The sequence below is a fragment of the Pseudomonas sp. WC2 genome (assembly GCF_050586545.1).
Taxonomy (GTDB): Bacteria; Pseudomonadota; Gammaproteobacteria; order Pseudomonadales; family Pseudomonadaceae; genus Aquipseudomonas.
In genome coordinates, this window is sequence record NZ_JBOBDR010000020.1 from 87,207 (window position 1) to 108,833 (window position 21,627).

At 56.9% G+C, this 21,627-nt stretch carries 28 protein-coding genes and 1 pseudogene; 23 read left to right on the forward strand and 6 right to left on the reverse strand.

Annotated features, from left to right (window positions below; all coding sequences use genetic code 11):
* Positions 1–4: 4 nt before the first annotated feature.
* From ACQ4OE_RS22285 to ACQ4OE_RS22370, 18 genes and pseudogenes are all read left to right on the forward strand, one after another.
* Entirely contained in the window at positions 5–1,120 is a 1,116-nt protein-coding gene (locus ACQ4OE_RS22285) for a DUF2586 domain-containing protein (protein WP_430947928.1), read from the forward strand.
* A 5-nt stretch (positions 1,121–1,125) separates the two neighbouring features.
* Positions 1,126–1,575, forward strand: coding sequence for a phage protein (locus ACQ4OE_RS22290; protein WP_064381012.1), 450 nt, complete (start codon positions 1,126–1,128; stop codon positions 1,573–1,575).
* On the forward strand, positions 1,575–1,787 hold the full coding sequence (locus tag ACQ4OE_RS22295; protein ID WP_339433567.1) for a TraR/DksA family transcriptional regulator: 213 nt from the start codon (positions 1,575–1,577) through the stop codon (positions 1,785–1,787). Before ACQ4OE_RS22290 ends, ACQ4OE_RS22295 begins: the two co-directional genes overlap by 1 nt.
* Positions 1,784–1,990 carry a hypothetical protein gene (locus ACQ4OE_RS22300; RefSeq protein ID WP_064392730.1) on the forward strand — a complete coding sequence of 69 codons (207 nt, stop codon included), beginning with the start codon at positions 1,784–1,786 and terminating at the stop codon, positions 1,988–1,990. The genes ACQ4OE_RS22295 and ACQ4OE_RS22300 overlap by 4 nt, the downstream gene beginning before the upstream one ends.
* Positions 1,987–2,520, forward strand: coding sequence for a lysozyme (locus ACQ4OE_RS22305; RefSeq protein ID WP_430947929.1), 534 nt, complete (start codon positions 1,987–1,989; stop codon positions 2,518–2,520). The genes ACQ4OE_RS22300 and ACQ4OE_RS22305 overlap by 4 nt, the downstream gene beginning before the upstream one ends.
* Positions 2,520–2,972: a lysis system i-spanin subunit Rz gene (locus tag ACQ4OE_RS22310; RefSeq protein ID WP_430947930.1), complete on the forward strand. Its 453-nt coding sequence runs from the start codon at positions 2,520–2,522 to the stop codon at positions 2,970–2,972. The genes ACQ4OE_RS22305 and ACQ4OE_RS22310 overlap by 1 nt, the downstream gene beginning before the upstream one ends.
* A gap of 43 nt (positions 2,973–3,015) precedes the next feature.
* Complete coding sequence (locus ACQ4OE_RS22315) at positions 3,016–3,309, forward strand: putative phage tail assembly chaperone (RefSeq protein WP_064392723.1); 294 nt, start codon at positions 3,016–3,018, stop codon at positions 3,307–3,309.
* 23 nt (positions 3,310–3,332) lie between these two features.
* Positions 3,333–3,473, forward strand: coding sequence for a DUF6890 family protein (locus ACQ4OE_RS22320; RefSeq protein WP_163005298.1), 141 nt, complete (start codon positions 3,333–3,335; stop codon positions 3,471–3,473).
* A 7-nt stretch (positions 3,474–3,480) separates the two neighbouring features.
* A complete protein-coding gene (locus ACQ4OE_RS22325) occupies positions 3,481–5,466 on the forward strand; it encodes a phage tail tape measure protein (protein ID WP_430947931.1) in 1,986 nt (661 codons plus the stop codon).
* The gene (locus tag ACQ4OE_RS22330) at positions 5,463–5,780 is read left to right on the forward strand and encodes a DUF2590 family protein (RefSeq protein ID WP_123533180.1); all 318 of its coding nucleotides are present in this window, start codon (positions 5,463–5,465) and stop codon (positions 5,778–5,780) included. Before ACQ4OE_RS22325 ends, ACQ4OE_RS22330 begins: the two co-directional genes overlap by 4 nt.
* A complete protein-coding gene (locus ACQ4OE_RS22335; RefSeq protein WP_430947932.1) occupies positions 5,777–6,952 on the forward strand; it encodes a baseplate J/gp47 family protein in 1,176 nt (391 codons plus the stop codon). Before ACQ4OE_RS22330 ends, ACQ4OE_RS22335 begins: the two co-directional genes overlap by 4 nt.
* A pseudogene (locus ACQ4OE_RS22340) lies at positions 6,945–7,468 on the forward strand (phage tail protein). Before ACQ4OE_RS22335 ends, ACQ4OE_RS22340 begins: the two are co-directional and overlap by 8 nt.
* 8 nt (positions 7,469–7,476) lie before the next feature.
* Entirely contained in the window at positions 7,477–9,066 is a 1,590-nt protein-coding gene (locus ACQ4OE_RS22345; RefSeq protein WP_430947933.1) for a phage tail protein, read from the forward strand.
* A gap of 8 nt (positions 9,067–9,074) precedes the next feature.
* Positions 9,075–9,782, forward strand: a complete 708-nt coding sequence (locus ACQ4OE_RS22350; protein ID WP_430947934.1) for a hypothetical protein — start codon at positions 9,075–9,077, stop codon at positions 9,780–9,782.
* A complete protein-coding gene (locus tag ACQ4OE_RS22355; RefSeq protein ID WP_430947935.1) occupies positions 9,779–10,702 on the forward strand; it encodes a hypothetical protein in 924 nt (307 codons plus the stop codon). The genes ACQ4OE_RS22350 and ACQ4OE_RS22355 overlap by 4 nt, the downstream gene beginning before the upstream one ends.
* A complete protein-coding gene (locus ACQ4OE_RS22360) occupies positions 10,699–11,253 on the forward strand; it encodes a DNA-binding protein (RefSeq protein ID WP_430947936.1) in 555 nt (184 codons plus the stop codon). The genes ACQ4OE_RS22355 and ACQ4OE_RS22360 overlap by 4 nt, the downstream gene beginning before the upstream one ends.
* Positions 11,250–11,942 (forward strand): hypothetical protein, encoded by a 693-nt coding sequence (locus ACQ4OE_RS22365; protein WP_430947937.1) that lies wholly within the window; start codon positions 11,250–11,252, stop codon positions 11,940–11,942. Before ACQ4OE_RS22360 ends, ACQ4OE_RS22365 begins: the two co-directional genes overlap by 4 nt.
* Positions 11,927–12,898 (forward strand): hypothetical protein, encoded by a 972-nt coding sequence (locus ACQ4OE_RS22370; protein WP_430947938.1) that lies wholly within the window; start codon positions 11,927–11,929, stop codon positions 12,896–12,898. The genes ACQ4OE_RS22365 and ACQ4OE_RS22370 overlap by 16 nt, the downstream gene beginning before the upstream one ends.
* 7 nt (positions 12,899–12,905) lie before the next feature.
* On the opposite strand, the gene ACQ4OE_RS22375 is transcribed toward ACQ4OE_RS22370, so the two are convergent.
* From ACQ4OE_RS22375 to ACQ4OE_RS22385, 3 genes are all read right to left on the reverse strand, one after another.
* A complete protein-coding gene (locus ACQ4OE_RS22375; RefSeq protein WP_430947939.1) occupies positions 12,906–14,246 on the reverse strand; it encodes a hypothetical protein in 1,341 nt (446 codons plus the stop codon).
* A 969-nt stretch (positions 14,247–15,215) separates the two neighbouring features.
* Positions 15,216–15,887 (reverse strand): hypothetical protein, encoded by a 672-nt coding sequence (locus ACQ4OE_RS22380; RefSeq protein WP_430947940.1) that lies wholly within the window; start codon positions 15,885–15,887, stop codon positions 15,216–15,218.
* 953 nt (positions 15,888–16,840) lie between these two features.
* Positions 16,841–17,101, reverse strand: coding sequence for a hypothetical protein (locus ACQ4OE_RS22385; protein WP_122594865.1), 261 nt, complete (start codon positions 17,099–17,101; stop codon positions 16,841–16,843).
* 150 nt (positions 17,102–17,251) lie between these two features.
* Here ACQ4OE_RS22385 and ACQ4OE_RS22390 point away from each other — a divergent pair, with 150 nt between their 5' ends.
* A complete protein-coding gene (locus ACQ4OE_RS22390; RefSeq protein WP_122594864.1) occupies positions 17,252–17,572 on the forward strand; it encodes a YbjQ family protein in 321 nt (106 codons plus the stop codon).
* Between the two features lie 55 nt (positions 17,573–17,627).
* On the opposite strand, the gene ACQ4OE_RS22395 is transcribed toward ACQ4OE_RS22390, so the two are convergent.
* Positions 17,628–17,912: a hypothetical protein gene (locus tag ACQ4OE_RS22395; protein WP_122594863.1), complete on the reverse strand. Its 285-nt coding sequence runs from the start codon at positions 17,910–17,912 to the stop codon at positions 17,628–17,630.
* A 238-nt stretch (positions 17,913–18,150) separates the two neighbouring features.
* Between ACQ4OE_RS22395 and ACQ4OE_RS22400 the strand changes: the two genes are divergently transcribed.
* From ACQ4OE_RS22400 to ACQ4OE_RS22415, 4 genes are all read left to right on the forward strand, one after another.
* On the forward strand, positions 18,151–18,339 hold the full coding sequence (locus ACQ4OE_RS22400; protein ID WP_122594862.1) for a hypothetical protein: 189 nt from the start codon (positions 18,151–18,153) through the stop codon (positions 18,337–18,339).
* A gap of 317 nt (positions 18,340–18,656) precedes the next feature.
* Complete coding sequence (locus tag ACQ4OE_RS22405; RefSeq protein ID WP_122594861.1) at positions 18,657–19,028, forward strand: glycine zipper domain-containing protein; 372 nt, start codon at positions 18,657–18,659, stop codon at positions 19,026–19,028.
* 138 nt (positions 19,029–19,166) lie between these two features.
* A complete protein-coding gene (locus tag ACQ4OE_RS22410) occupies positions 19,167–19,586 on the forward strand; it encodes a YMGG-like glycine zipper-containing protein (RefSeq protein ID WP_430947941.1) in 420 nt (139 codons plus the stop codon).
* Positions 19,587–19,708: 122 nt separating this feature from the next.
* Positions 19,709–19,861: a hypothetical protein gene (locus ACQ4OE_RS22415; protein WP_430947942.1), complete on the forward strand. Its 153-nt coding sequence runs from the start codon at positions 19,709–19,711 to the stop codon at positions 19,859–19,861.
* 650 nt (positions 19,862–20,511) lie between these two features.
* Here ACQ4OE_RS22415 and ACQ4OE_RS22420 read toward each other — a convergent pair.
* Positions 20,512–20,949: a DUF6896 domain-containing protein gene (locus tag ACQ4OE_RS22420; protein ID WP_430947943.1), complete on the reverse strand. Its 438-nt coding sequence runs from the start codon at positions 20,947–20,949 to the stop codon at positions 20,512–20,514.
* Positions 20,946–21,627: RHS repeat-associated core domain-containing protein (locus ACQ4OE_RS22425; protein WP_430947944.1), on the reverse strand; the 682-nt coding region annotated here is incomplete at its 5' end. The genes ACQ4OE_RS22425 and ACQ4OE_RS22420, both read right to left, overlap by 4 nt.

Consider the following 21,627-nt stretch of genomic DNA (forward strand, 5'->3'; position numbering starts at 1 on the left):
CTGCATGGCACTCGGCAAAGTCAGCGTTAACAACCTCAATCTCGGCCAGGGTGCCGTGACTGAGATCGAACGCTATTTCCTTTTCATCGGCACCGCCGCCAAAAACGTCGGCCAGTTGCTCGCCCTCAACACCGACAGCGACCTCGACGGTTCGCTGGGTATTCCGGCCAGTGACCTGAAAACTCAGATCACGGCCGCACGTCTCAACGGCGGCGATCGCTGGGCGTGCCTGGCTGCGCCGATCGCGGCCGATGGGAGCTGGTCCGAAGCACTGACCATCGCCCAGCAAAAAGGCTTTTCCGTCGAGGCGGTGGTGATTACTACCCCAGTGGATGCCGGCAATGAACTGTCAGTGATGCATGACGCGGCGATCGCACTGAACAACACCTTTGGCCGTCGCGCTTTTGTCATGGCGGCAAGTGCCGGCATCACTGTGCAGCAGACCTGGGCGGAATACCTGACCGAGCAGAAAGCGATCACCGCCGATCTGGCTGCGCCGCGTGTCCTGGTCGTGCCGCAGTTGCACGGCAATGACCTGGGCGTGCTGGCTGGCCGACTGGCCAACGCCGCCGTGAGCATTGCCGATAGTCCGATGCGCGTGGCGTCTGGTGCTCTGCTGGGCCTGGGCCCCGTTCCCGTCGACAAGGAAGGCGTGCCGTTGCCGTCCGCCATTCGCGCCGAGCTGGACGCCGCACGTTTCTCCGTGTCGCAAACCTATGCCGATTACCCAGGCGTGTTCTGGGGCGACGGCAACATGCTCGATGCGCCTGCCAGTGACTTTCAGGTGGTCGAGTACCTGCGCCTGGCCGACAAGGCCGCTCGCCAAGTTCGTCCGCTGCTGATCCGCCGTGTGGGTGATCGTCGCTTGAACAACTCGCCCAACAGCATGGCTGCTGCAATCAGCGCGTTCATGAAGCCGCTGCGCCAGATGGCCAAGTCCACCACCTTCGCCGGCGAGGTGTTCCCGGGCGAGATTGAAACGCCCAAAGACGGCGACATCGTCCTGGTGTGGCACAGCAAAACCAAGGTTGAGATCTACATCAAGATCCGACCGCTCAACTGCCCGAAAGACCTCACGGCGAACATCGCCCTCGACCTTTCCAGCGAAGATTCGGAGTAACCCTTATGTCCCGTATTGGCGGTAAAAACTTCGACATCAACCTGGGCGATCTGCAGATCCATGTCGAAAGCTGCACCCTGGATATCACCGACAACACCGCCGTGGCGCAAACCCGTGGCGTGCCCAACGGCACCGTTGACGGCGATGTTTCTGCCAGTGGCGAGTTCGAGTTCGACACCAACAACTTCAACCTGCTGATCGAGGCGGCACGCTCTGCCGGCAGCTTCCGCCAGTTGGAGCCTTTCGACTCGGTGTTCTTCGCCAAAGCAGGCGATGAAGAGCTGCGCATCGAGGCCTTCGGCTGCAAGTTGAAGGTGTCCAGCCTGCTCAGTGTCGATCCGAAAGGCGGCGAGAAAACCAAGCACAAGGTGCCGTTCGACGTTTCCAGTCCGGACTTCATCCGCATCAACGGCGTGCCGTACCTGGCTGCGGCCGAGATCGAGGGCCTGCGCTGATGGTCTGCCCGTTCGACCGCGCCCAGGCATTGGAGCAACGCCAGCGTGATCAGGCGATCGCCGCTCAGCTGGCCCGCACGCGGCCGATCGGGCCAAGCCTGACCCATTGCGAAGACTGCGATCAGCCGATCCCGGAAAAACGCCAGGCGCTGGGCGGTATGACCCGCTGCGTGCCGTGCCAAACCATTTTTGAGAAAGAGGTTCTGCGATGAGCGCGAATCAGGTCGCCCAGGACACCGCCGTTGCCTTGGCCAAGGCGTCGCCCGCAATCGGCGTGGCCGCTACAGGTGTGACGGGCGCCGTCGATTGGTCGGCGGTCGCCTACATGCTGACCGCGCTCTACATGGTGCTGCAGATCCTTCTGCTGATTCCCAAGTATCGCCAGATGCTGCTCGACTGGAAGGGCAAGTCGTGAGCCTGCGCACCAAGATCGCCGCCGGCGCCATTGTGCTGGCCAGCGCGCCTTTGCTCGCGTTCCTGGGCAAGTGGGAAGGCAACGGCCAGAACGTGGTGTACGCCGACAAGTTGGCCCGTGGCCTGCCTACGGTGTGCAAGGGCATCACCCGTTACACCAGCCCGTATCCGCTGATCGTCGGTGACTACTGGTCGCCGGCACGCTGTGCCGAGGTGGAGCAGCTGGTGACCGAGAAAGGCCAGTTGGCTCTGGCGGACTGCCTGAGCAATCAGGCGATCGGCCAGAAGACTTTCGACGCCCTGAGCAGCCATGGCCACAACTTCGGTGTGCCCAGTACCTGCGCCAGTCGGGCCGTCGGCCTGATCAATGCCGGCCGTATTGCCGAGGGTTGCAAGGCGTTGGCCTGGGCGCCGGATGGCAAAACACCGGTGTGGTCATCGGTCACCGATGCCCAGGGCCGCAAGCAGTTTGTACCGGGGCTGCACGCTCGCCGGCGCGCCGAAGCGGCGATGTGTGCGGAGGGGCTGTGATGCTCCGCGAGATCCTGTTTCCGCTGCTGGTGTGCCTGGCGGCGTTCGTTGGCTTCGACATCCTGCAGGGACAGCGCGACTCCGCCCGGGCAGAACGTGATGCAGCCCAGTACGAAGCCAGCGGCCTGCGTGAAGCGGCCCGAATCACAGGCGAGATGATCGCTGCACGAGACGCGATCGACCGTAACCGTACCCAGGAACTGACCGATGCACGCACTGAAATCGATGCTTTGCGCCTTGACGTTGCCGATGGCCGTCAGCGGCTGCGCGTCAAAGCCACCTGCAGCACCCCGTCAAACGCCACCGGCGCCGGCGGCGTGGCTGATGCAGGCACCGCCGAACTCGCAGCAGACGCTCGATCGGATTATTTCACCCTCAGAGATCAGCTCGCCCTCAGCAAGCAAATGATCCTGGGCCTGCAGGACTACGTCAGCCAGGTGTGCCTGCGCTGACCCGAATCACCCCTTTAACCCAACCACCAAAACGGACATGAACATGAGCCAGATCCAATCCCGCGAAATCACCCTGGAAATCGGCGAGAAAGAATTCGCCTTCAACCTGACGCCCCAGGACGTGACCAAGTACTTCAACGCCATGACCGCCAACAACAAGGTTGCGCCGTCCTTCAACTTGCTGAGCACCACCGTGCTGCCGGCACAAAAGGCCGATCTGCGCGAGCTGATGGTTAACCCGGTTAACACCATGCAGATCGCCGGCGCGCTGCTCGAGGAGTACGCCCCTGACATCGGGATCATCGTAAAAAAGCCCTTGAGCACGCTGACCGCCTGACCGAGGACGGGCTGGGCCAACTGATGGCCCTGACCAACCGTTGGCTGCCTGGCGCCGAGCCCACCATCGAGAACATGGGCACGGCCAAGTGGCTGGAAGACGAACACTGGAAGCGCATGGAATTTGCCGTAGCCAACGGCATTGCCCATGCGCTGAACGGATAGGACACACATGGCCGACCGTAGCGCCCGCCTGGACTTCATCCTGGCCCTGACCGACAAGGTCACTGCACCGTTGGGCAAGGTGAAAGCGGGTTTTTCCGACCTTACCGAGCAAAGCGAAAAGAACATCAAAACGATGGGCATGGGCTTGGCCGGTGTCACGGGTGCTTTCGTCGGTATCAACGAATCGCTGCAGCCTGCGCTGGAAATGAATCGCGCCCTGGGCGAGGTCAAATCTTTGGGCGTGGCCGAGGACGCGCTTACGGCGCTGAATCAAAAATCCCTGGAGTTCTCGGTGGCCTATGGCGAGAACGCCCGGGATTTTGTCGCTTCGGCGTACAGCATCGAGGGCGCCATTAAAGGCCTGACCGGCAACCAGCTCGCCACGTTCACCAACACCAGCAACCTGCTGGCCAAGGCCACCAAGTCCGATGCCGAAACCATGGGCGCCTATGTGGGCACCATGTACAACCTGTTCAAGGGCCAAGCAGACGCCATGGGCAAGGGCGAATGGGTTGAAAAGCTGGGCGGGCAGACAGCGCTCGCTGTGCAGCTGTTTCGCACGGATGGCGCCCAGCTCAAGGACGCTTTCAAGGAAGTGGGGTCGATCGCCACCGCCGCCGGCGTGGACATCGCCGAGCAGTTCGCGGTGATCGGCTCGCTGAGCAGCACCATGGAAGGCGGCGATGCCGGCGGCCGTTACAAGGCGTTCTTCGAGAACCTGGGCGCCGCCTCCGAAAAAATGGGCGTGAAGTTCACCGACTCCAACGGCAAGGCACTGCCGATGCTGCAGATCATGGAAAAGCTGCAGGGCAAACTCGGCGATCTGACCAGTGCGTCGGCCAACACCAAACTGATGGAAGCGTTTGGCGGGGAGGGGGCGCAGGTGATCACGTCCCTGGCCAAGGACACCGATCGGCTGCGCAATGGCATGGACAAGCTGGGCAAGGTACGCGGCCTCGAGGACGCGGAGAACATGGCCAAGGCCATGGTCGACCCGTGGCAGCAGTTCGCTGCAGCAGTCGAAGCGCTGCGCATTGCCTTCGGCCAGGCGCTGATCCCGATCCTGACGCCGCTGATGGCCAAGCTGTCCGGCATTGCCGGCACCATGACCCGCTGGACCCAAATGTTCCCCAACATCACGCGGGTGATCGGCATCGTTTCGCTGACGATCCTTGCGCTTATCGCCGCGATGTCCTTGCTGACGTTCGCGGTGGGCGCGGGTCGTATGGCATGGCTCGCCATGGTGACCGTCTGGAAAGTCGTGCAGTTGCTCAACTTGCGCGCCGTCGCCGGCTTCCTGCTGCAGGTCGCTGTTATTGCGTTGTACGTGGCTGGCTTGACGATCCTGTACACGACGATGGCGTTGATTCGCGGCGCGATGATGCTGTGGCAGGGCGCGATCTGGCTGGTCAACGCGGCGATGCTGGCCAACCCGGTCGTATGGATCGTGATCGGCGTTATGGCCCTGGTCGCGGCGGTGATCGCCGCCGTCGTGTACTGGGACGAATGGACCGCCGCGCTGATGAACAGCGAGGCGTTCAAGTGGGTCAGCGCTCAGCTCACCGCGCTGTCGGACTGGTTCACGTCCATGGGCGGCTGGAGTGGCATGGCCAAGGCCGCTTGGGACGGCATCGTCGCGATTTTTCACAAGTCGATCAACAGCCTGATCGAGATGCTGAACAAGATCCCCGGCGTCGACATCGAGACCAAGTTCGGCGCCATGCCTGAAGTGCCCGGTACCGACATTGGCGTCAACAACGTGGACGCCTCTGCAGCTGCGCAAAAAGCCCAGCAGACCATCAACGCGGCTATTCCAAGCCTGTCGCCAGCGCGGCCTAACGCCGTGCCGGCGGGCGGCCTGCTAACCAGCATTCAGAACAACAACAGCAGCCAGAACAAGGGCACCCATGTGGAAACACTGAACATCAACACCGCCAAGCCCATGACCCCGCTGGAGCTCGAAAACATGATGAGTATGGCGGTGCCGGGATGAGCGAATACATCGACCTGCTGATCCACGACAACGACCTGGTGCTCGATCCGTCCCGCCAGCCCGAGCTGATCGATGACCGGGCCAGCATCGCCCAGGACATCGCCCACATGATCCGCGACAGCGGCCTGCTGGTGACGTTGGTGGCCGAGCGCAACCGCCTGAAACAGCGCGACTGCATTCAGCAACTGGAGCTGCTGGTTGAGGCGGACGAACGCCTCGTACCGGGTACGGCACTGATTACCCAGCTTGAGCCTGGGCAGTTCCTGGTGACGGCCACAACCCTGAAATTCGGCAGTATCGAGGTGACGTTGTGAGTGACGTGGATTTCAAACAGGCCCTGTCCGATGCCGGCATTCCGACCACTGAGGCTGGCCTGCGCCAGGCGTGGGAAGCGGAAGTACTCGCCCAGGGCAGCAAGCTGAGCAACACCAGCACCTGGTCGCCGTTCTGGCGGGTGGTCACCGCGTTGGTGACCAAACCCGTGCTGTGGATCCTCGACTTCTTTGTCGCCACGGTACTGCCGAATTTCTTCGTCAAAACCGCTGCGGATGCCTGGCTGGATATGCTGGCCTGGGGCGTGAACGTCGAGCGCAAGGGCGCGACCAAAGCCAGCGGCCTGTTGCTGTTCACCCGGGTCGCCCCGGGCGGCGCGCTCGAGGTCGCGAAAGGCACGGTGGTGCAGTCCGCCGCGATCAATGGCCACGTTTACCAACTGGTGACCACGGCGGTCGGGACTTTTACCGATGGCCTGATGCAGTTGCTGGTACCGGTCGAAGCGGTAGACGTTGGCAGTGGCTTCAACTTGGCGCCCGGCTATTACGCCGTGTTGCCGGTGCCGATTCCAGGCATCGCCCAGGTGGTCAACGCGGACGGCTGGTTGACCACACCAGGCGCGGACAGGGAGCCCAACGACGAGCTGCGTCTGCGCGTGCGCAATCAGTTCTCGGCGGTCAACCAATGGCACACCGACGCGGTGTATCGAGCGATGATTTCCGCGTTCCCGGGCGTGCGTCCGGATGGCGTGTATTTCGAGCATGGCGCGCCACGTGGTCCGGGCAGTGCCAACGCTTTTGTGCTGTTCGATGCTGACGTGCCTGCAGCGACTTACCTGGAACAAATCAACTCGCACATCCGGGACCAGGGCAACCATGGCCACGGTGACGATCTGCTGGTGATGGTCATGCCAGAAACCCTGCATGCGTTGCGGGTGACCCTCTGGCCGCGTTCGACGCTGTCCGATGCCCAGCGTCAAACCCTGCAGGATGAAACCGCGCTGTTCATCCGCGCGGCGTTTCGCGAAAGCACCACCAGCGACTACCAGCCGACGCTGACTTATCCACAGTCGCGCTTTTCATTCAGTCGCCTGGGTGAAGAGCTGCACCAGCAATTCCCGGGGATCGAGTCGTTGCACTTCGACAACGACGACATCCTGTCAGAGCTGAACATCCCCCGGATCCAGAGTCTGGAGGTGCTGACCAATGATTAAGCTCGAGCTGAATTCTGGTTGGCCGGTACCGAGCTGACCAAGCTCAAGGACGCCGCGCAGTCCTGGTGGGGCAAGGTCGAGGGCTGGTTGCGCTGGCCGCTGCTGCAGCTGGACGCTGATACCTGCCATTTGACCACGCTCGATTTGCTGGCTTGGCAGCGCGACATCACCCGCTTCAAAGGCGAGCCCGAAAGCATGTACCGCTTGCGCGTGAAGTTCGCCTTCATCAACGCGGTCGACGCCGGCAGCACCGCCGGGATGAAACGCATCCTGCAGCGCCTGGGCGTTGGCTACATCGAGATCGAGGAACGCATGCCCGATCGGGATTGGGACGTCGTGCTGCTGCGTTTCTCGGACACCCAGCTTTCACAGAACCCGGAACTGCTGCGGGTTTTGATTCAGCAATACGGCCGCACCTGCCGCCGTTATGACTTCGTGACCATCACGCCGGTGCCGTTTCGCATCGCGCTGGTCGACTTCAACGACGACCAGCAAACGCTGGTTGCCAGTCTTTAGGAGCCCCCATGGGAGCCAGTATTACCCTTGCGGGTGAAAGCCTGATCGCGCAGAAACACGCCGCCCAGCTGGGCCTCGATGCCACGCGGTTTATTTTTGCCAACGTGCCCGGGCTTGACCCGAGCGGGCCGGTGGATCGCGCCGCGCCGAAACCTGCCGCCGCGCAGATCGTTCACGTTTACGACATTCCCAAGGAGAACGCCGGTTACGTGAACCCCAACCAGGTGGTCTACAGCTCGCAGATCGGCTCCGACGTCGGCGACTGGGACTTCAACTGGATCGGGCTCGAGACGGCCGAGGGCGTCCTGTTCGCCGTGGCCTATGTGCCGCTGCAGATCAAGCGCCGCAACATCCCGCCGCTGCAGATCGGCAACAACCTGACGCGCAACTTCCTGGTGGCGTTCGACGGTGCCCAGGCGCTGACCGGCATCACGATTGATGCCAGCACCTGGCAGCACGACTTCACCGTGCGCTTGGCCGGCATCGATGAGCGTGAGCGATTGAGCAACCGCGACGTCTTCGGCCGTGCATGTTTCTTCGGCGCCTCGCTGCAGTTGGTGAAGGTCGGCAGCGCATACCAGCTACAACCGGGCAGCGCCTACGTCGAAGGCATTCGCCTGGTGCGCTCTGCCGCGCTTGCGGTGGTGCCGCCGGCATTCCCCACCACGGCATGGCTGGACGTGGCCCTGCAGCGCGAGCTCAGCGATGTCGTGGCCAGCTGGAGCGTGGTGTTCGCTGCCGATCGCCCTGACTACATCGACAGTGCCGGCGTGCGCCATTACTGCGTGGCACTGGCGGATTTGCCGAACGCCGGCACCGTCACCGATCGCCGAAGTGTCGAGCTGATCGACGGGCCGCTGGTGAAGCACTTCGCGGCGCGAACGGGTGATTACGAATACCTGCGCGCCCGGGCGACCACCAAAGAAGACGTCGACCTGGGCAATCTGCCCAACGCCAAGAGCGATGATCCCAGCACCAATAGTAGCGAGATTCTGGCTACGACGGCGGCACTCAACAGACTCCAGCAACAGGTCGGTGAATCGTTAACGGGCATGGTGGGTTCGTTCGCGATGAGTACAGCGCCAACTGGCTGGCTCAAGTGCAACGGCGCCGTGGTGTCGCGCACTACCTTTGCCAGCCTCTTTGCGCGTATCGGTACGGTGTTTGGGGCCGGTGACGGCACCAGTACCTTCGGCGTACCTGATCTGCGTGGGCTGTTTCTTCGCGGCCTGGACGATGGACGCGGTATCGATGCCGCTCGAGTACTGGGCGCTTATCAAGAAATGATGCACCAGTCCCACGGTCACACTGCTTCGGCCACCGCAGAAGGTAATCACTACCACAGTGCGTGGACAGATGCCCAAGGTGCACACACCCACGTGACTTCAGGTGCGCCCGGTATTGGTCAAGGTGCGCCCGGAATCAACTCAGTGCAACAGTCGAGCGGTGCGCATGAAACTGGATTGGCTGGAAGCCACTCGCACAACGTAGTTATGAATAACGCTGGACTCCACACCCACACGATCACCGTCGCTGCCGCCGGCGAAGCTGAAACGCGGCCGAAGAACATCGCCCTTCTTTTCTGCATCAAGTATTGAGACTGAGCATGACTGACAAACTCGTTTATCAGACAGACCATCTGGGTATGTTCGTTGGTACCACTGAGGCTGACGAATCGCCTCTTGAGCCTGGTGTGTACCTGATCCCCGGTGGCTGCGTGGAAACACCACCGCCTGTTGCCCTCGAACATCAGGCCGCATGCTGGAACGGCGAGAATTGGCAACTTGTGGACTACTTGGGCGGCGTGGTGGTCTACAACACGGAGTCCGGCGAGCCCCGCACTCTGGAAGGATTTGAGCGGCTACCGTCCGGATACACCATGAAAAAGCCCGGGCCGAATCAGGTCTGGAAAAACGGCGCTTGGGTGGATGACATCGACGCAGTGTTGACTGCACTGCAGGGTCAAAAGCTGCTGATGATCGAAGCGGACTACTCGGCTTTTATCGCCGGTGGCTTCAACTCCAAGGCTTTGGGTGAGGTACATCGCTACAGCAGCGCCATTGATGACCAGTTGGATCTCAATGGCCAGGTGCTGCTGGGCGTGGACGACGTTTACCCATGTTGGGACGCCGAACAGGTGAAGGCATTCCGACCGCACACCATCGCCCAGTTGCAACGCGTCAGTCAGGACCTGGTGCGTTTCAAGCAGGGTGCTCAGAAGCACGCGGACAGTTTGCGTGAGACCTTGGACAAAGCTCGGCAAAGCAAAGATCTCAAGATGATGAAAGCCGTCACCTGGAAGCTTTCGGCATGACCTGGTCACCGGTGACCATGCGCTGGCCAGAACAAGCCACGCAATGGATGGAAGGACTGAGCGCGGCTCAGGATCTGGCCGGCGGCGAGCTGGCCAGCACTGCGTTACGTCTGGCGAGCCTCGACGGCATGACCAGCACGAACCCGGGGCCAGTCGGTGACGCGGCGAAAGGCGCGATCGCCGCCGGCCGTGCAGCGATGGCGGGGCAGTTGGCTGAGGCGCCTGCTTGCCTAGTGGTGACACCGTTCCAGAGCGGCATTGGTCAGGGACGAGGCAATCAGCGTTTTCTGTCTGCGCCGAATCTGCTGCTGCAGCTGGCCGGCAAACTGATCGACGCCACAGACACTGGTCGGCCGACCGGACCACAGTACGCGCTGTCACTGATGTTCCTCGGCACCAACTACGCCCAGCTGGCCGCCACGCTGTCGCGCTTCAATGCGCTGCTACCGATCCCGGACCTGGTGCGCACCGAGCGTCGGGCCGGACATCTATCGACGCTGGAGACAGACAAGTGGGTTATCCCCGGTTCTGGCCCGCTGCCGCGTTGGCAATCGCTGCCGCTTGAGCGCTGCACGTTGGTCAAAGCCGCGAAGCAATCGATGTCCGGCCAACTGGCGGTGCTTGAGAGCTACGCGGCGGACAGTTCACCGATAGCCGATCTGGCAGCGCTGGCGACACGCAAAGCGGCGCAACAGCAGGGCCGGGATCAACAGCTGAATGACCTCAAGGCGCTGCTGGCCGGAGGCTCGGCAGACACGACCATGCGCGCACGGCTGATCGGCCCGGGCGATGTCAATGAACTGCGCCGCTCGCTACTCGAGGGCGAAGCACCAGGTCATGAGTGGGTGCTGTCTGCCGGCGTGCTGCTGGTGGGGTCGCTGGAAGGCTTGAGCTTCGTGCGGGAGCTGGTCGGCCTATGACGCTATTACTCGACGGCGAGCAGGTCCTGGGCAAGCGGATGAAGATCACCGCCAACCTGCGCATCGAAGCCGATGACATGTCTGGCCAGACCAGCAACACCGAGACTGCCCACAAAGGTTTCAAGCCGAAAACCCTAGCGGTGTCGCTGATGATCCCCTTCGTTGATGCGGTGCAGATGCGCACGATCATGCGCTTGGCTGAGGCCACTGCCGGCGGTGGCCAGCTCAAGATGTACCGGATCGTCAACGATACCGCCGCAGCGTTCGGCATTCGTGAGGTGCAGTTTTCGGACGGTGTCAGCGCCCGGGAAGACGACACGCTGGCCGCTTGGCTGGTCCAGTTCACACTGTCGGAAAAAGCCTCGAACCCCGAGAAGGTCGAACAGCGACGGGCAGCGAACGGCGTCAGTGCCCAGTCTGCACCTGGTCAGGCGGTCGGCGGCGCCGCAGGCGGCGCGGCAGGTGGTGGGACTGGAAGCGAGGCCCAAGAACTGAGCGGCTTTGAAAAGACCCTCAAGAAGCTGGATGACTACCTGGCGCCCAAAACATGAAGCTGCATAAGGTTTTGACGATCGCCGGCCAGGTTTACCCGCTGATCAAGGACGAAGTGCGCCTGGACATCAAAAGCCCTGGCCGTGCGACGTTTACGGTGCAGGCCGGCGAATCGTTGAAAGGACTGGTGACGCTGGATATCGGCTACAACGAGCGCACGCTGCAGCGTCACTTCCTTGGCTACGTCGAACGGTCGACCGCCGCCAACAGCACCCAGCAGCTGGTGGCTTGCCGCGAGTTGTCCTCGATCCTGGCCAACCCTTTGCCGTTGAACCTGCGTCACGTCGACCTGCAGGCCGTGCTGGCCGAGATCAGCGATAAAACCGGGCTGGGCTTCCGGGTTCCGGACAAGGCCTATGCCAAGGTCAAAGCACCGTATTTCTACAGCCTGGCGGTGGGCTATTTGGCGATGGACAGTCTGGCCAACGTCTTCAACATCCCCGACTTCATCTGGCAGCAGCAGGGCGACGGCGAAGTGTTCGTGGGCAGTTGGGCCGACAGCTTCTTCGGTACCCGCACTGCGCTGCAGCTGCCGGTCGAACTGTTCGACAGCTACCAAGGCAATCAAAGCGCGGTGATCGCGCCCCTTCCGGGGCTTCGACCAGGCGCAACCATCAACCAGGGCGAACGGATCACAAGCGTGACACTCGCCGGCAATCAAATGGCGATCAAATGGACGACGCAATAAAGCGCAGCGTAGCGCGCCAATTTCCTGAATTGAGCGGCGGTTACCACCTGCCGCGCTTTGGCCGCGTGGTCGCGGTACCGGATGCGCCGGCGGCACCTGGGCTGTGTGACGACTTCCGCCCGCGCTTTGGCGTCGACGTCGAAGTGCTGCTGGCCGATGGCGAGCCTGATCCGGATCTGCCGATCCTCGAAGGCCTGCCATTGCCGGCGCCGATGGGCGGGCAAGAAGCCGGGATGTTTGGCTTTCCGGAGGAGGGCACAACGGTCGTGATCTGTTTCGCCTATGGCCTGCCGCACAAGCCGTTCATCACGCAGATCTTGCCGCACGGGCTGAGCCTGCCCCGGGTGCCTAAGGGCGACCAGGTGTGGCAGCACAGCGAAGCCTGCCAGCAGCGCGTCGACGCCGACGGTAACTGGCTGCGCCAAACCGATGGCAAGATCCAGGACAAGGCGATCGAGCGCGAGGTGGAAGCCTTGGACAACACCGAGACCTTCCAGAATCACACCAGGACGGTCGACGACCATTCGACCGAGACGGTGGGAGGCATCAAGAAGATTGAGGCGCTGGGCGCGCTCAAGTTGCTGTCCGGTGGATCTGCGAGCCTAGCGGCGGTCGATGATCTGCATCAGGCGACCGGTCGGGATCTGAACGTAGTCGTGGGTCAAAAGCACAACGCCACGGTGGGCGGGGACATGCAGGAGCGGATCGAAGGATTGCGCGAAAGTGTGGTCGGAATCAGCCAGCGCCTGATCGCGCCGAAGAGCCATATCGGGTCGGAGTCGGTGAATATATTCCAGGTGTTGTGCGACACCTTAGTTTTGGTTGAGAAGATGGCAGGGCAAATAGCGAGCCACGTCCATGGTCCAAGTCCCGTTCCAGCGTCAGCCGCCGCCTTCGCTTCGGATGGCAGAGAGGCGGCGACACTTCGTGCGGCCTTGAAGGCCATAACATCCTGATTTAGCGCTATTTTTTCTCTGTTATTGCTTTAACAATCAATTCAATAGGAGTTGCTGGTGTTTGATCTGGTATCGCAGCAGATTGAGAGGCGCGAAACAAGGTGTCCAGCACCAATTTCATATCGCCATCGGATGTTAGTTTTCCCTCACTTGCTAATGCTAAATATGTCTTAATCATTGTCACTCGCTCTTCGGCATCGTGGTGCAAATACGTGCGCGTGTTGTATTGCCTCAAACAAAGTCGAAGTAAAACAGACATTAGCGTAACTATGAGTGCGGCGCCGGTCAGATCAGCAATGCCGCTTGCGAAAGCGACTTTTTCGATTGTGTCATTAGGCAAAGGGCCAGAAGTTGCGGCTTTTTTATCGCTGGATTGTGAGCTTCTCTCGATAGTTTGATCCTGCGCGGTATTTGACGATACAGAGTTGCGCGCGATATCGGCGTGCCGGTTAGCCGCGAGTGATGATACGCCGCCATAAAAATAATATACCACCGGCAGACTAAAAGTTAACAATACAGTAATAATTACAAGAGTGAGCCATCTCCAGCTTGACTTTTCATGTTGAACTGCCTTGCCTTCCCAATACGTTACTGAAGCTTCGATGTCGAGCTTAGAGAGAAGCGCCCGATGAGCGTTGCTTAAATCATCCATGACTGTTTTTCTCGTTGTCGCGGCTTCTTCTCTTACCGTACTGAAAGCTTTCCTATAGCGCCGAATTCTTTTGCGGTGTCGTGCGATCATCTGAGCATTAGTTCGATTGAATTCCTCACCGGTGTCGGCAACCAACTGGTTTGCTCTATTGGATAATTGATCGATTTCGTCTAGGGAGGAAAGTGCTTGCTTTTTGAGATCCTTGGTTAGGGCATTTAGTGTCTTGACGGCATCATCAGTTATATAATCGGCTGCATTTATGTATTGAAAGAATAAATAATGGGCTAACTGATATTCATATGACGTCGTTTTTTTTAGAGCTTCCCCCCTGTTGAAGTTTATGTTTTGATCTTTTGTTGATTCAAAGGTTGCTATTTCCATCAAGTAGAGGGCTACTACATCGCCGTGATTATGTTTGGTTTTTAATACAAATTGCCCCATGTCCCCGAAAGGGTCAATGTATCCCGGAAACGAGACTGAAAGGGCACCGCTAAAATTGGTTGGGTCTCTTAAGAGCTCTGCTATTGGTTCAATGCTTAGAAGGTAGTATTCGTGGGCGTCTTTGCTTTTTAATTGTCTAATCCAGTCCCAGCGTTTTACGCCCGGCCCGAGAGCATCTTGAAATTGCTCAGGTCTGAGGCTATATGATTTGTCGTACGTGACTACAGTTACTCTCTTGTCTTTATTTTCAGCCATGATTCGTGTCCGAGGTTCCATTTTAGTGAGAGCTGGGTTCTGAAATACTGCCTGTGATTGTCATGATGACAAAAGCTATCGGTGAGAGAAAAAACGCTGTCCTGCAACATCCACTTGGCCGCTCAGGCTTTCAGGCGTGAACTCCAATCTAACCATCATCCTCGCCGGCACCATTGTAGCCGCGCGTTGTACCCCTCAAGCAACATCTTGGCCCGTCGCATCGATTTGCATAGCGCCATCTTTACTAGATTCGCCATACCCGATCGTTGTATCCGGAGCGACGGACGCCGGGCAGAGGCTGCGGTCGTTAGCAAACCCACCAAATCGGAGCTTGCAAAGAAAATCTGCGAAATAAAGCACTTATCCCCCTCCCGCCAACGGGCCTTGTGCCCTTTTTTTGTGCAAATACGGATGTAGTGCAAACGAAGCTGCAGCCCAGGCGGGCCATGGGGCTCTGCAGGCGACTGGCGATTTCACAAAATGCAAAGTTCTGAGAGGAAATGCAGCGCGGTTACACAACCCAATCGGTGTCGTCATCTAAGTGCACCCGCTGTATGCCCCGGATTCACTGAGCAACGGATATAAAAATCAATGTTTCGGTGACTTTTGCAAAAAGCAGCCGCTGTTTTTTCAAGGTGATCGGCTAATTTTTAATGACAAGAAATCCTCTGCAAGCCACGACTGGCACGGGTTGTGCCGTGTTTGCTCGATTTCACACCACCACACTAGCCTTCCCATCTTTCGGTCGGTTCGGGCTTTTGATCCTTAAACTGGTCACTTAAACCCTCGTAATAAATTTTCCATCGAATGTCCCACGTTGGAATTTCTTCCCAATATGGTTCTGACGTATTACGTTGAGGGCCGCTACTCCAACTTACTATTTTGGTGTTGGAGTCATCTGAAAACTGCACGTAAGGCATATTTTACTCTCTATGGTGTTTGGCAGAGAAAGTGCGAAAATTTGCTCGGCTAGATGGTAATTATCAGATCTAATATTTTATATAGGCATATGGCAATGCTCAATGTCGCCAGCAACATCGGAAACAAAAAGTCAACGGCTCCTTTAGATATGGTAGATGCTCTTAAAAAGGTCAGCGCTTTAATCTTGCATCGCTCAATACATGGGAATTCGAAGTCATACTTCGTCTCCTTGTCGGTCGATAGAAAAATTTCTCCTCGTTTGTTTGTGATTTTATAAGTGATACCAACCTGTCCGGAAGAGCAATTTTGGTCCAAAAAATAATGTGGCTTGAACAAAAAATTATCTATTGGAAACAATGTCTTTCGGATTTCAGTGGGAATCAAATGAGGCATCCCATGAGGTGGTTTACCAGTCTTCAGGTATCTGTGCACTCGACGTTTTATCTGCTTGGCTGCCTTTTCAATTTTTAGATTGGTGTACTCGGTCTTAAATTTCTTTAAATCGTCTTTGACTTGATCTGAGTATATATATCGCAAAAAGAAGTACACCAACATTAAAGTCAGTAGTGACCATATTTTAAACGGGGGTATATCTGGTATGTCAACAACTCCAAGAATGCTGCCAGATGGTTTTAGTGTTAAATCAAAACCCCATGTTGACAATATTACTGTGCTAATAATCATTACATTTCGCCGCAGTTTGTCTGGCATATCTTCCATTTTCTTGTCCTTTGGTCCAAATTGTTAGAGATCTGGATGGGTGTTCTAAATGCCAGATTTCTCGAAGCATAATCGCTGTCCATACACGACCTAATGGATGTTCGGGGTGGCATCTCCTAGCTAGCACTAATGAGTTTTTAAGTCATTACGGCCTCAAAACCTCGTTTGGCATCGAACTCGGCTTTATTCGAGAACCCAGATCATAGCAGCGACTAAGCCCGTGCATGAGACTGAACATGTTTACATCAATCGGCTAGCAGCATTGCACAGCGTCACGGAAAAGCCTGTCGTTGTAACTGGCGATTTACGGGCGCGTAAAAATGTATCAAAGGGAGGCACATGGCCATTTTTCCGACGTGGGCTGGGAAAAAGGTAATTTTGGTAGCTGAGGTATGGAAAGTGGCTAGAGCCGTTGCTGGGCTTGACTTTCAGGCATTACCTCAAGAGGTAATTTTTGGTAATGGTTAGGGTAATAATTTTTGAAGTGCCCCATTTTACTGGGTTTGAGGGTTATCAGGGATTACTCATAGGAAAGGTAATTTTCTAACTTCATACTTACCGAATTATTACCTCTGCGGAATTCGCTGAAAGCCACGATTTTCAAGGCTTCCAGAAGTCGGATCATGCTGCATTACTAAAATTACCTTTTTCCCATGGGTCAACATGAAACGTCGAAATGGCCTTCGCGACCCTGTTCTGCAATCTGGTGCGCAAAGCCCATGGGACTGGCATGGGACTAAGATTCAAAATCTGGCTCCTCTGCAGGCCTTATGAACCGGGGGGGTATGCTCAGAAAACCGCAAACGGGTAGTTTCGAATCTCTCCTTCACCGCCACATTCAGTACACAAAACCCCTGATTTCGAAAGAAGTCAGGGGTTTTGTGGTTTGTGGGGGCTGGAAAATAAGCTATGGAATGCGCAATGCATTCCATGGTTCTGACTAGCGCAAGGACTTACTCGGATACCCAGTAGCAGTGCAGCTCGTAGGCGCTACCGATGCTGCTGCTGGAGTAGACGATGAAGCGAAGTTTTATGCCTTCGAGGGTCACATCAATTTTGGCTATCCGCAGTCCGTGTTGCTGCAACGATACGGAGAGGATCACTTGGTCTTTGTGAGCGTCTTGAGTGATATGGATGACGGTCTTGACGGACATCCGACGGTAAAACGGTTTAAGGCAGCGGATGATCAAGTCCGCCTCGCCGATGTACTCCATGCGCCTCCCCTGAATGACTTCCTGTCTGGGGAGGAGGGTACAGCACAAACAGCGAGTCCGAGAGCCTGACTAAAGTCTGATGGGTAGAATCAGCACCGTGGCGGTTGGCATTACAATCGCAACTTTATCTGCCAGAGAAGGGCTGCATTCATGATCATTTCTACGACCCACGCCATCGAAGGCCGGCAGATCACTGCGTATCTGGACATCGTCAGTGCCGAGTCGGTGCAGGGCGTCAATGTGATTCGCGATATGTTTGCGGGGATGCGCGACTTTTTCGGTGGACGTTCGCAGACGCTGGAGCGGGCTTTAAAAGAGGCTCGTGTGCAGGCGACGGAAGAACTTCGCGAGCGGGCGCGTGCTTTGCAGGCGGATGCGGTGGTCGGAGTGGATTTCGAGATCAGCATGCCCGGCGGCAAGGGCGGGATGGTGGTGGTGTTTGCGACGGGGACGGCGGTAAAGTTGCGCTGATCTGTTTTTGGGCTGCTGAGCCCATTCAGAATCGAATGGGCTGTTTTATCGGCGATCAGCCCTGCGGCTTGAGAATCACCAGACCTTTGTTGTCATAGGTCAGCGGCGTGTCGATAGCGACCAGCGGAGGCGTGTCGGAGGGCTGGCTCGGCTGCACTGGCTGACTCGGATGGTAAATGACGCCAGGCTGCAGAACCGGCGTATCCGGACCGGGTTGTTTGATGGTGATTTCGCCGGAAGCGATCTTGTCCTTGAGTTTTTCCGCCCCGGCTTTGCCGGCTGCGATTTGTTCGTCCGTGAGCTTTACGACGGGCAGATTCGGGAATCCGTTGATTTGCATGTTCTCTCCTTGAGATTCATTTGTATGAAAAAGGGCAACGGCCTGTCGGCGGAATTCTTTAGCCATGTGGGATCAACGGTTCATCGCACTGTTTAAGCTTAGTGGGCCATTCGTCGGGCACCAGCGGATCTGAATCACAAGTCCAGGAATGACCGGCTAGTCTCAAAAGCCTTGGAGGTCGATATTTTTTCAGGCAAAAGGGTTTGCCGGTGTCGACCGATGGCGAAGGGGCGAAGGTATGACTGATCCGTATATCGAAGATGATGGCGCTGAATTTTCCTTCAACAATTGCGTACGGTGCGGCCAGACCGAGTACCAGGCAGGCTTTGGTGAGGATCCGGTACAGACCGGCAAGATCAAATCGACGGCACCGAAAGGACCGAAAGCGAAATTTCTACCCAAGGTCACGGCGCGAGCCAGAAAGTAATCGTTCTCTAAATAACCCCGTCATTTGAGCGGGGTTTTTTATGGTTGAACGATAGAGGAAATATGCTTAACACGATGTTTAGACGGATTTCACAAACTTTTCACGTCTACGGCAGTAGGGTGAAGCCATCCGTTAGAAAGCAACTCTCCAGCCCGTCTCCCCAGCGGGCTTTTTTTTGCCCGCCATAAAACCTTTTGCCCAATTGCTGTCCAATCGGCGCCGAGTGCGCGCGAGCCTGCGCTTGCGTCTGGACTTTTGCGCCGCGGGTGCATTTAATCCCGGCCCTTTTTGTCATCCCAATTTTTGAGGTTTTCTGCATGCGTTTAACTCTGCCTGCTCTGGTTCTGGGCCTTCTGGTTGCACAAGGTGCAATGGCTGCCGGCGATGGCACGGCTGCCCTCGGCGGCGGCCTGGGTGGCGCGCTGGGTAATGTGCTCGGTCAGAAAATGGGCGGCAGCACCGGTGCGGCAGTGGGTGCCGGCGTTGCGGGCGCAGCAGGCAGCGCATTGACGGCTCGCAAGGGCAGCCGCACCAAAGCGGCCATCGGTGGCGGTGTTGGTGCAGCCGGTGGCTCGGTGATCGGCAACAGCCTCGGCGGCAGAACGGGCGCCACCATCGGCGCAGGTCTGGGTGGTGCAGCCGGTGGCGCAGTGGGCAGCAACTTGTCCAAAGGTCACAAGCGTCACTGAGATTGATCGCTTGTCAGAAAAAGCCCGACTTGATGTCGGGCTTTTTCATGGCTGAACGTTTTCCCCGCAGATGCCTCCAATCTCGCATAGGCCCTTGTTTTGGGCGAGCTGTCCCGCTTCGGGAACTGTGAGGTTCATATGCGATTGTCATTATCTGCACTGTTTTTCGGCCTGCTGGTGGCGCAAGGCGCGATGGCGGCCGGGGATGGTTCGGCCGCCGTGGGCGGTGGACTCGGTGGCGTACTCGGCAACGTGGTCGGCGGCCAACTCGGCGGCAGCACCGGGGCGGCGGTCGGTGCCGGCGTAGGCGGCGCGGCCGGTGGTGCAGTCGGGGCGAATAAACGTAATCGCACCGAAGCCGCCATCGGCGGTGGCCTCGGCGCTGCGGGTGGCTCAGTGGTCGGCAATAGCCTCGGCGGATCAACCGGTTCGGCGATTGGCGCCGGGTTGGGTGGCGCGGCGGGCGGCGCGGTCGGCAACAACCTGGGTGACGACGGAGGCTCTCACTCGGGCGGCGGCCACAAGCACAAGAACAAACACAAGAACCGCCATCACTGATAAGCGGTTCCACAGAAACCCGGCCTCGTGCCGGGTTTTTCGTTTTTGCTGGTCAGATGCTGGAACGATTGGCTGTAGGGCTTTTCGAACGTTATACATTCCCCGCATTGAAGAGGTTTGCCATGACTCCAGAAACTGAAGGCAATGAAGAAAAAGGCCCGAGTGGACTGCCGTTTATCAATGATCCGGGGTCGCTGATGGACGATGCGACAGTGCCGCTGAATGATTCGGATGAGGCGGATATGGAGTATGAGGAGGATGAGGACGAGCAGTGAGTGCATGATCCTCGAGTGTTCCAGGGCCTGTTTTTCTCAGGCCCTTTGTGAGGCTTGTAATGCTTGAAGCTCAGAATGAGACATCAATTCTTTCTGCTGTGATCTTGACGAATTGTCCGTTGAGGTATGGGTATTCGTAGTGAGCGCCTTGATCCGAAAAAACCAATGAAAGACAGGACAAGGTCTACTTCTAGGTAGCCGTAAACATCACATGAAAAACCATCGTCGAGCATATCTATTCGTGATTCTCCATGTTCTGCTTTTGTGATGTTTAATTCATTAGGCAAGACCATTTAAAATTCGGCCTCGTAGGTTTCTCCCTCTTTAATGACAGATGAGGGGTAACCTACGAAACATCTGAAGGTCACATCTTGAATGGTGAGCACAATTAATTCTTCGGCGAATTCGTCGATTTAATTATTTTTACGAAGTGTTTTTTAGGCGTGTGCTAATTCCACTACCTTGTTTTTTTTGCGCTGTAATGCACTCTGACGTATTTGCTATTCACAGGGGTGGAAATTAATCTATCGTTCAATTTTTATGAGTTTATTCGGCGTTGTTAGTTCGGGGCAGTCGATGTGAGCGATGATTAAGAAAGATTTGCAAAGTGTCGGTGCTGAACAACAAGCCCGACGACGTCAACGGGCCTTTTATCGTTCGGGGCTGTATTGATCCGTTCTGACTAGGACGTAGAGATTATCGTTAATGGACATTTTTTCAATTTTGTTCAAGCTTATATATTTTGTAAATTCATCTTCAAGTGTTTTTTTATTGGTGAACTTTTTGTATTGTTCGGGCCTGTCGGTAGCATAAATATAAAGGCGCCACACATCAAACCCATCGATTCTTCCTCCAGGCCCGTAATCGAAGTCCACTGATTCTGATGGAAAGTGAATCGCACATCCAACACCGTGTAGCTCATATTGAGTTTCGTTATTTATATCTCCGCAGCGTTCAATTTGTTTGCTCCGCCACAGCCTTAAAATATTCCGTACACCAAATTTTTTCTGCAATAACTCCGTGCCGCTCTCTACTTTTGAAAGAAAGTCAATGATTAGGTCTTCAAGATTTTTATCGTCTGTTTTCATCTTCTTCTATGGTGCTCCAGTCGATCATGTCCGACGTTGTTAGCTGATTCAATTACTTCCTCTATAGTGTTAAGTTCTCCTTTGTGTTCTCTGATATTTGTGATCAATTGTATAGTAATAGGCGTTGCTGTTTGTCTAGCAGCCGCTGCGCGGTGATGTCCATCTAGAATATAGAGGGCGCCCTGGTGTTCTGCTACATCTATGGGATACTTGTCATCGTACCCACCTGCCCGCATTGCATCCCTTATTTTTTCGACGTCTTTAGTCGATTTCTTTCCCATAATTGTATGCGTTCGCTTCAATGAATGTGGGTCAACGCCATGAATCAAGCCCGGTAATTGTGGCTCACCTGCCTCAACTTTAGCGCCATCAGTCCCACCGGGAACCTCACAACCCGGCTTATTCGCCGACGGACAGTTAGAGCTCAACCCCAACGGATCCACCCACCCCGTCGGGTTCGGCGTGTACTGGTACTGATTCAACCCACCCGCCAGCTTCACCGGATCCGGCGTCAAATACCGCCCCAGCCTCGGGTCGTAATACCGATGCCGGTTGTAATGCAGCCCGCTCTCGGCATCGAAATACTGCCCCTGAAACCGCAGCGGCTGGTTCAGGTATTCGTCGGCGGCCAGTGTCAGCGTGGCGACTTTTCCGTAGGCGTCGTATTGCGCTGACCAG

Bases quoted from the DNA above. Each gene is read 5' to 3' on its own strand.
- ACQ4OE_RS22285 (WP_430947928.1), top strand. From the start codon at position 5: ATGGCACTCGGCAAAGTCAGCGTTAACAACCTCAATCTCGGCCAGGGT.
- ACQ4OE_RS22290 (WP_064381012.1), top strand. From the start codon at position 1,126: ATGTCCCGTATTGGCGGTAAAAACTTCGACATCAACCTGGGCGATCTG.
- ACQ4OE_RS22295 (WP_339433567.1), top strand. From the start codon at position 1,575: ATGGTCTGCCCGTTCGACCGCGCCCAGGCATTGGAGCAACGCCAGCGT.
- ACQ4OE_RS22300 (WP_064392730.1), top strand. From the start codon at position 1,784: ATGAGCGCGAATCAGGTCGCCCAGGACACCGCCGTTGCCTTGGCCAAG.
- ACQ4OE_RS22310 (WP_430947930.1), top strand. From the start codon at position 2,520: ATGCTCCGCGAGATCCTGTTTCCGCTGCTGGTGTGCCTGGCGGCGTTC.
- ACQ4OE_RS22315 (WP_064392723.1), top strand. From the start codon at position 3,016: ATGAGCCAGATCCAATCCCGCGAAATCACCCTGGAAATCGGCGAGAAA.
- ACQ4OE_RS22320 (WP_163005298.1), top strand. From the start codon at position 3,333: ATGGCCCTGACCAACCGTTGGCTGCCTGGCGCCGAGCCCACCATCGAG.
- ACQ4OE_RS22325 (WP_430947931.1), top strand. From the start codon at position 3,481: ATGGCCGACCGTAGCGCCCGCCTGGACTTCATCCTGGCCCTGACCGAC.
- ACQ4OE_RS22330 (WP_123533180.1), top strand. From the start codon at position 5,463: ATGAGCGAATACATCGACCTGCTGATCCACGACAACGACCTGGTGCTC.
- ACQ4OE_RS22345 (WP_430947933.1), top strand. From the start codon at position 7,477: ATGGGAGCCAGTATTACCCTTGCGGGTGAAAGCCTGATCGCGCAGAAA.
- ACQ4OE_RS22350 (WP_430947934.1), top strand. From the start codon at position 9,075: ATGACTGACAAACTCGTTTATCAGACAGACCATCTGGGTATGTTCGTT.
- ACQ4OE_RS22355 (WP_430947935.1), top strand. From the start codon at position 9,779: ATGACCTGGTCACCGGTGACCATGCGCTGGCCAGAACAAGCCACGCAA.
- ACQ4OE_RS22360 (WP_430947936.1), top strand. From the start codon at position 10,699: ATGACGCTATTACTCGACGGCGAGCAGGTCCTGGGCAAGCGGATGAAG.
- ACQ4OE_RS22365 (WP_430947937.1), top strand. From the start codon at position 11,250: ATGAAGCTGCATAAGGTTTTGACGATCGCCGGCCAGGTTTACCCGCTG.
- ACQ4OE_RS22370 (WP_430947938.1), top strand. From the start codon at position 11,927: ATGGACGACGCAATAAAGCGCAGCGTAGCGCGCCAATTTCCTGAATTG.
- ACQ4OE_RS22375 (WP_430947939.1), bottom strand. From the start codon at position 14,246: ATGGCTGAAAATAAAGACAAGAGAGTAACTGTAGTCACGTACGACAAA.
- ACQ4OE_RS22380 (WP_430947940.1), bottom strand. From the start codon at position 15,887: ATGGAAGATATGCCAGACAAACTGCGGCGAAATGTAATGATTATTAGC.
- ACQ4OE_RS22385 (WP_122594865.1), bottom strand. From the start codon at position 17,101: ATGGAGTACATCGGCGAGGCGGACTTGATCATCCGCTGCCTTAAACCG.
- ACQ4OE_RS22390 (WP_122594864.1), top strand. From the start codon at position 17,252: ATGATCATTTCTACGACCCACGCCATCGAAGGCCGGCAGATCACTGCG.
- ACQ4OE_RS22395 (WP_122594863.1), bottom strand. From the start codon at position 17,912: ATGCAAATCAACGGATTCCCGAATCTGCCCGTCGTAAAGCTCACGGAC.
- ACQ4OE_RS22400 (WP_122594862.1), top strand. From the start codon at position 18,151: ATGACTGATCCGTATATCGAAGATGATGGCGCTGAATTTTCCTTCAAC.
- ACQ4OE_RS22405 (WP_122594861.1), top strand. From the start codon at position 18,657: ATGCGTTTAACTCTGCCTGCTCTGGTTCTGGGCCTTCTGGTTGCACAA.
- ACQ4OE_RS22410 (WP_430947941.1), top strand. From the start codon at position 19,167: ATGCGATTGTCATTATCTGCACTGTTTTTCGGCCTGCTGGTGGCGCAA.
- ACQ4OE_RS22415 (WP_430947942.1), top strand. From the start codon at position 19,709: ATGACTCCAGAAACTGAAGGCAATGAAGAAAAAGGCCCGAGTGGACTG.
- ACQ4OE_RS22420 (WP_430947943.1), bottom strand. From the start codon at position 20,949: ATGAAAACAGACGATAAAAATCTTGAAGACCTAATCATTGACTTTCTT.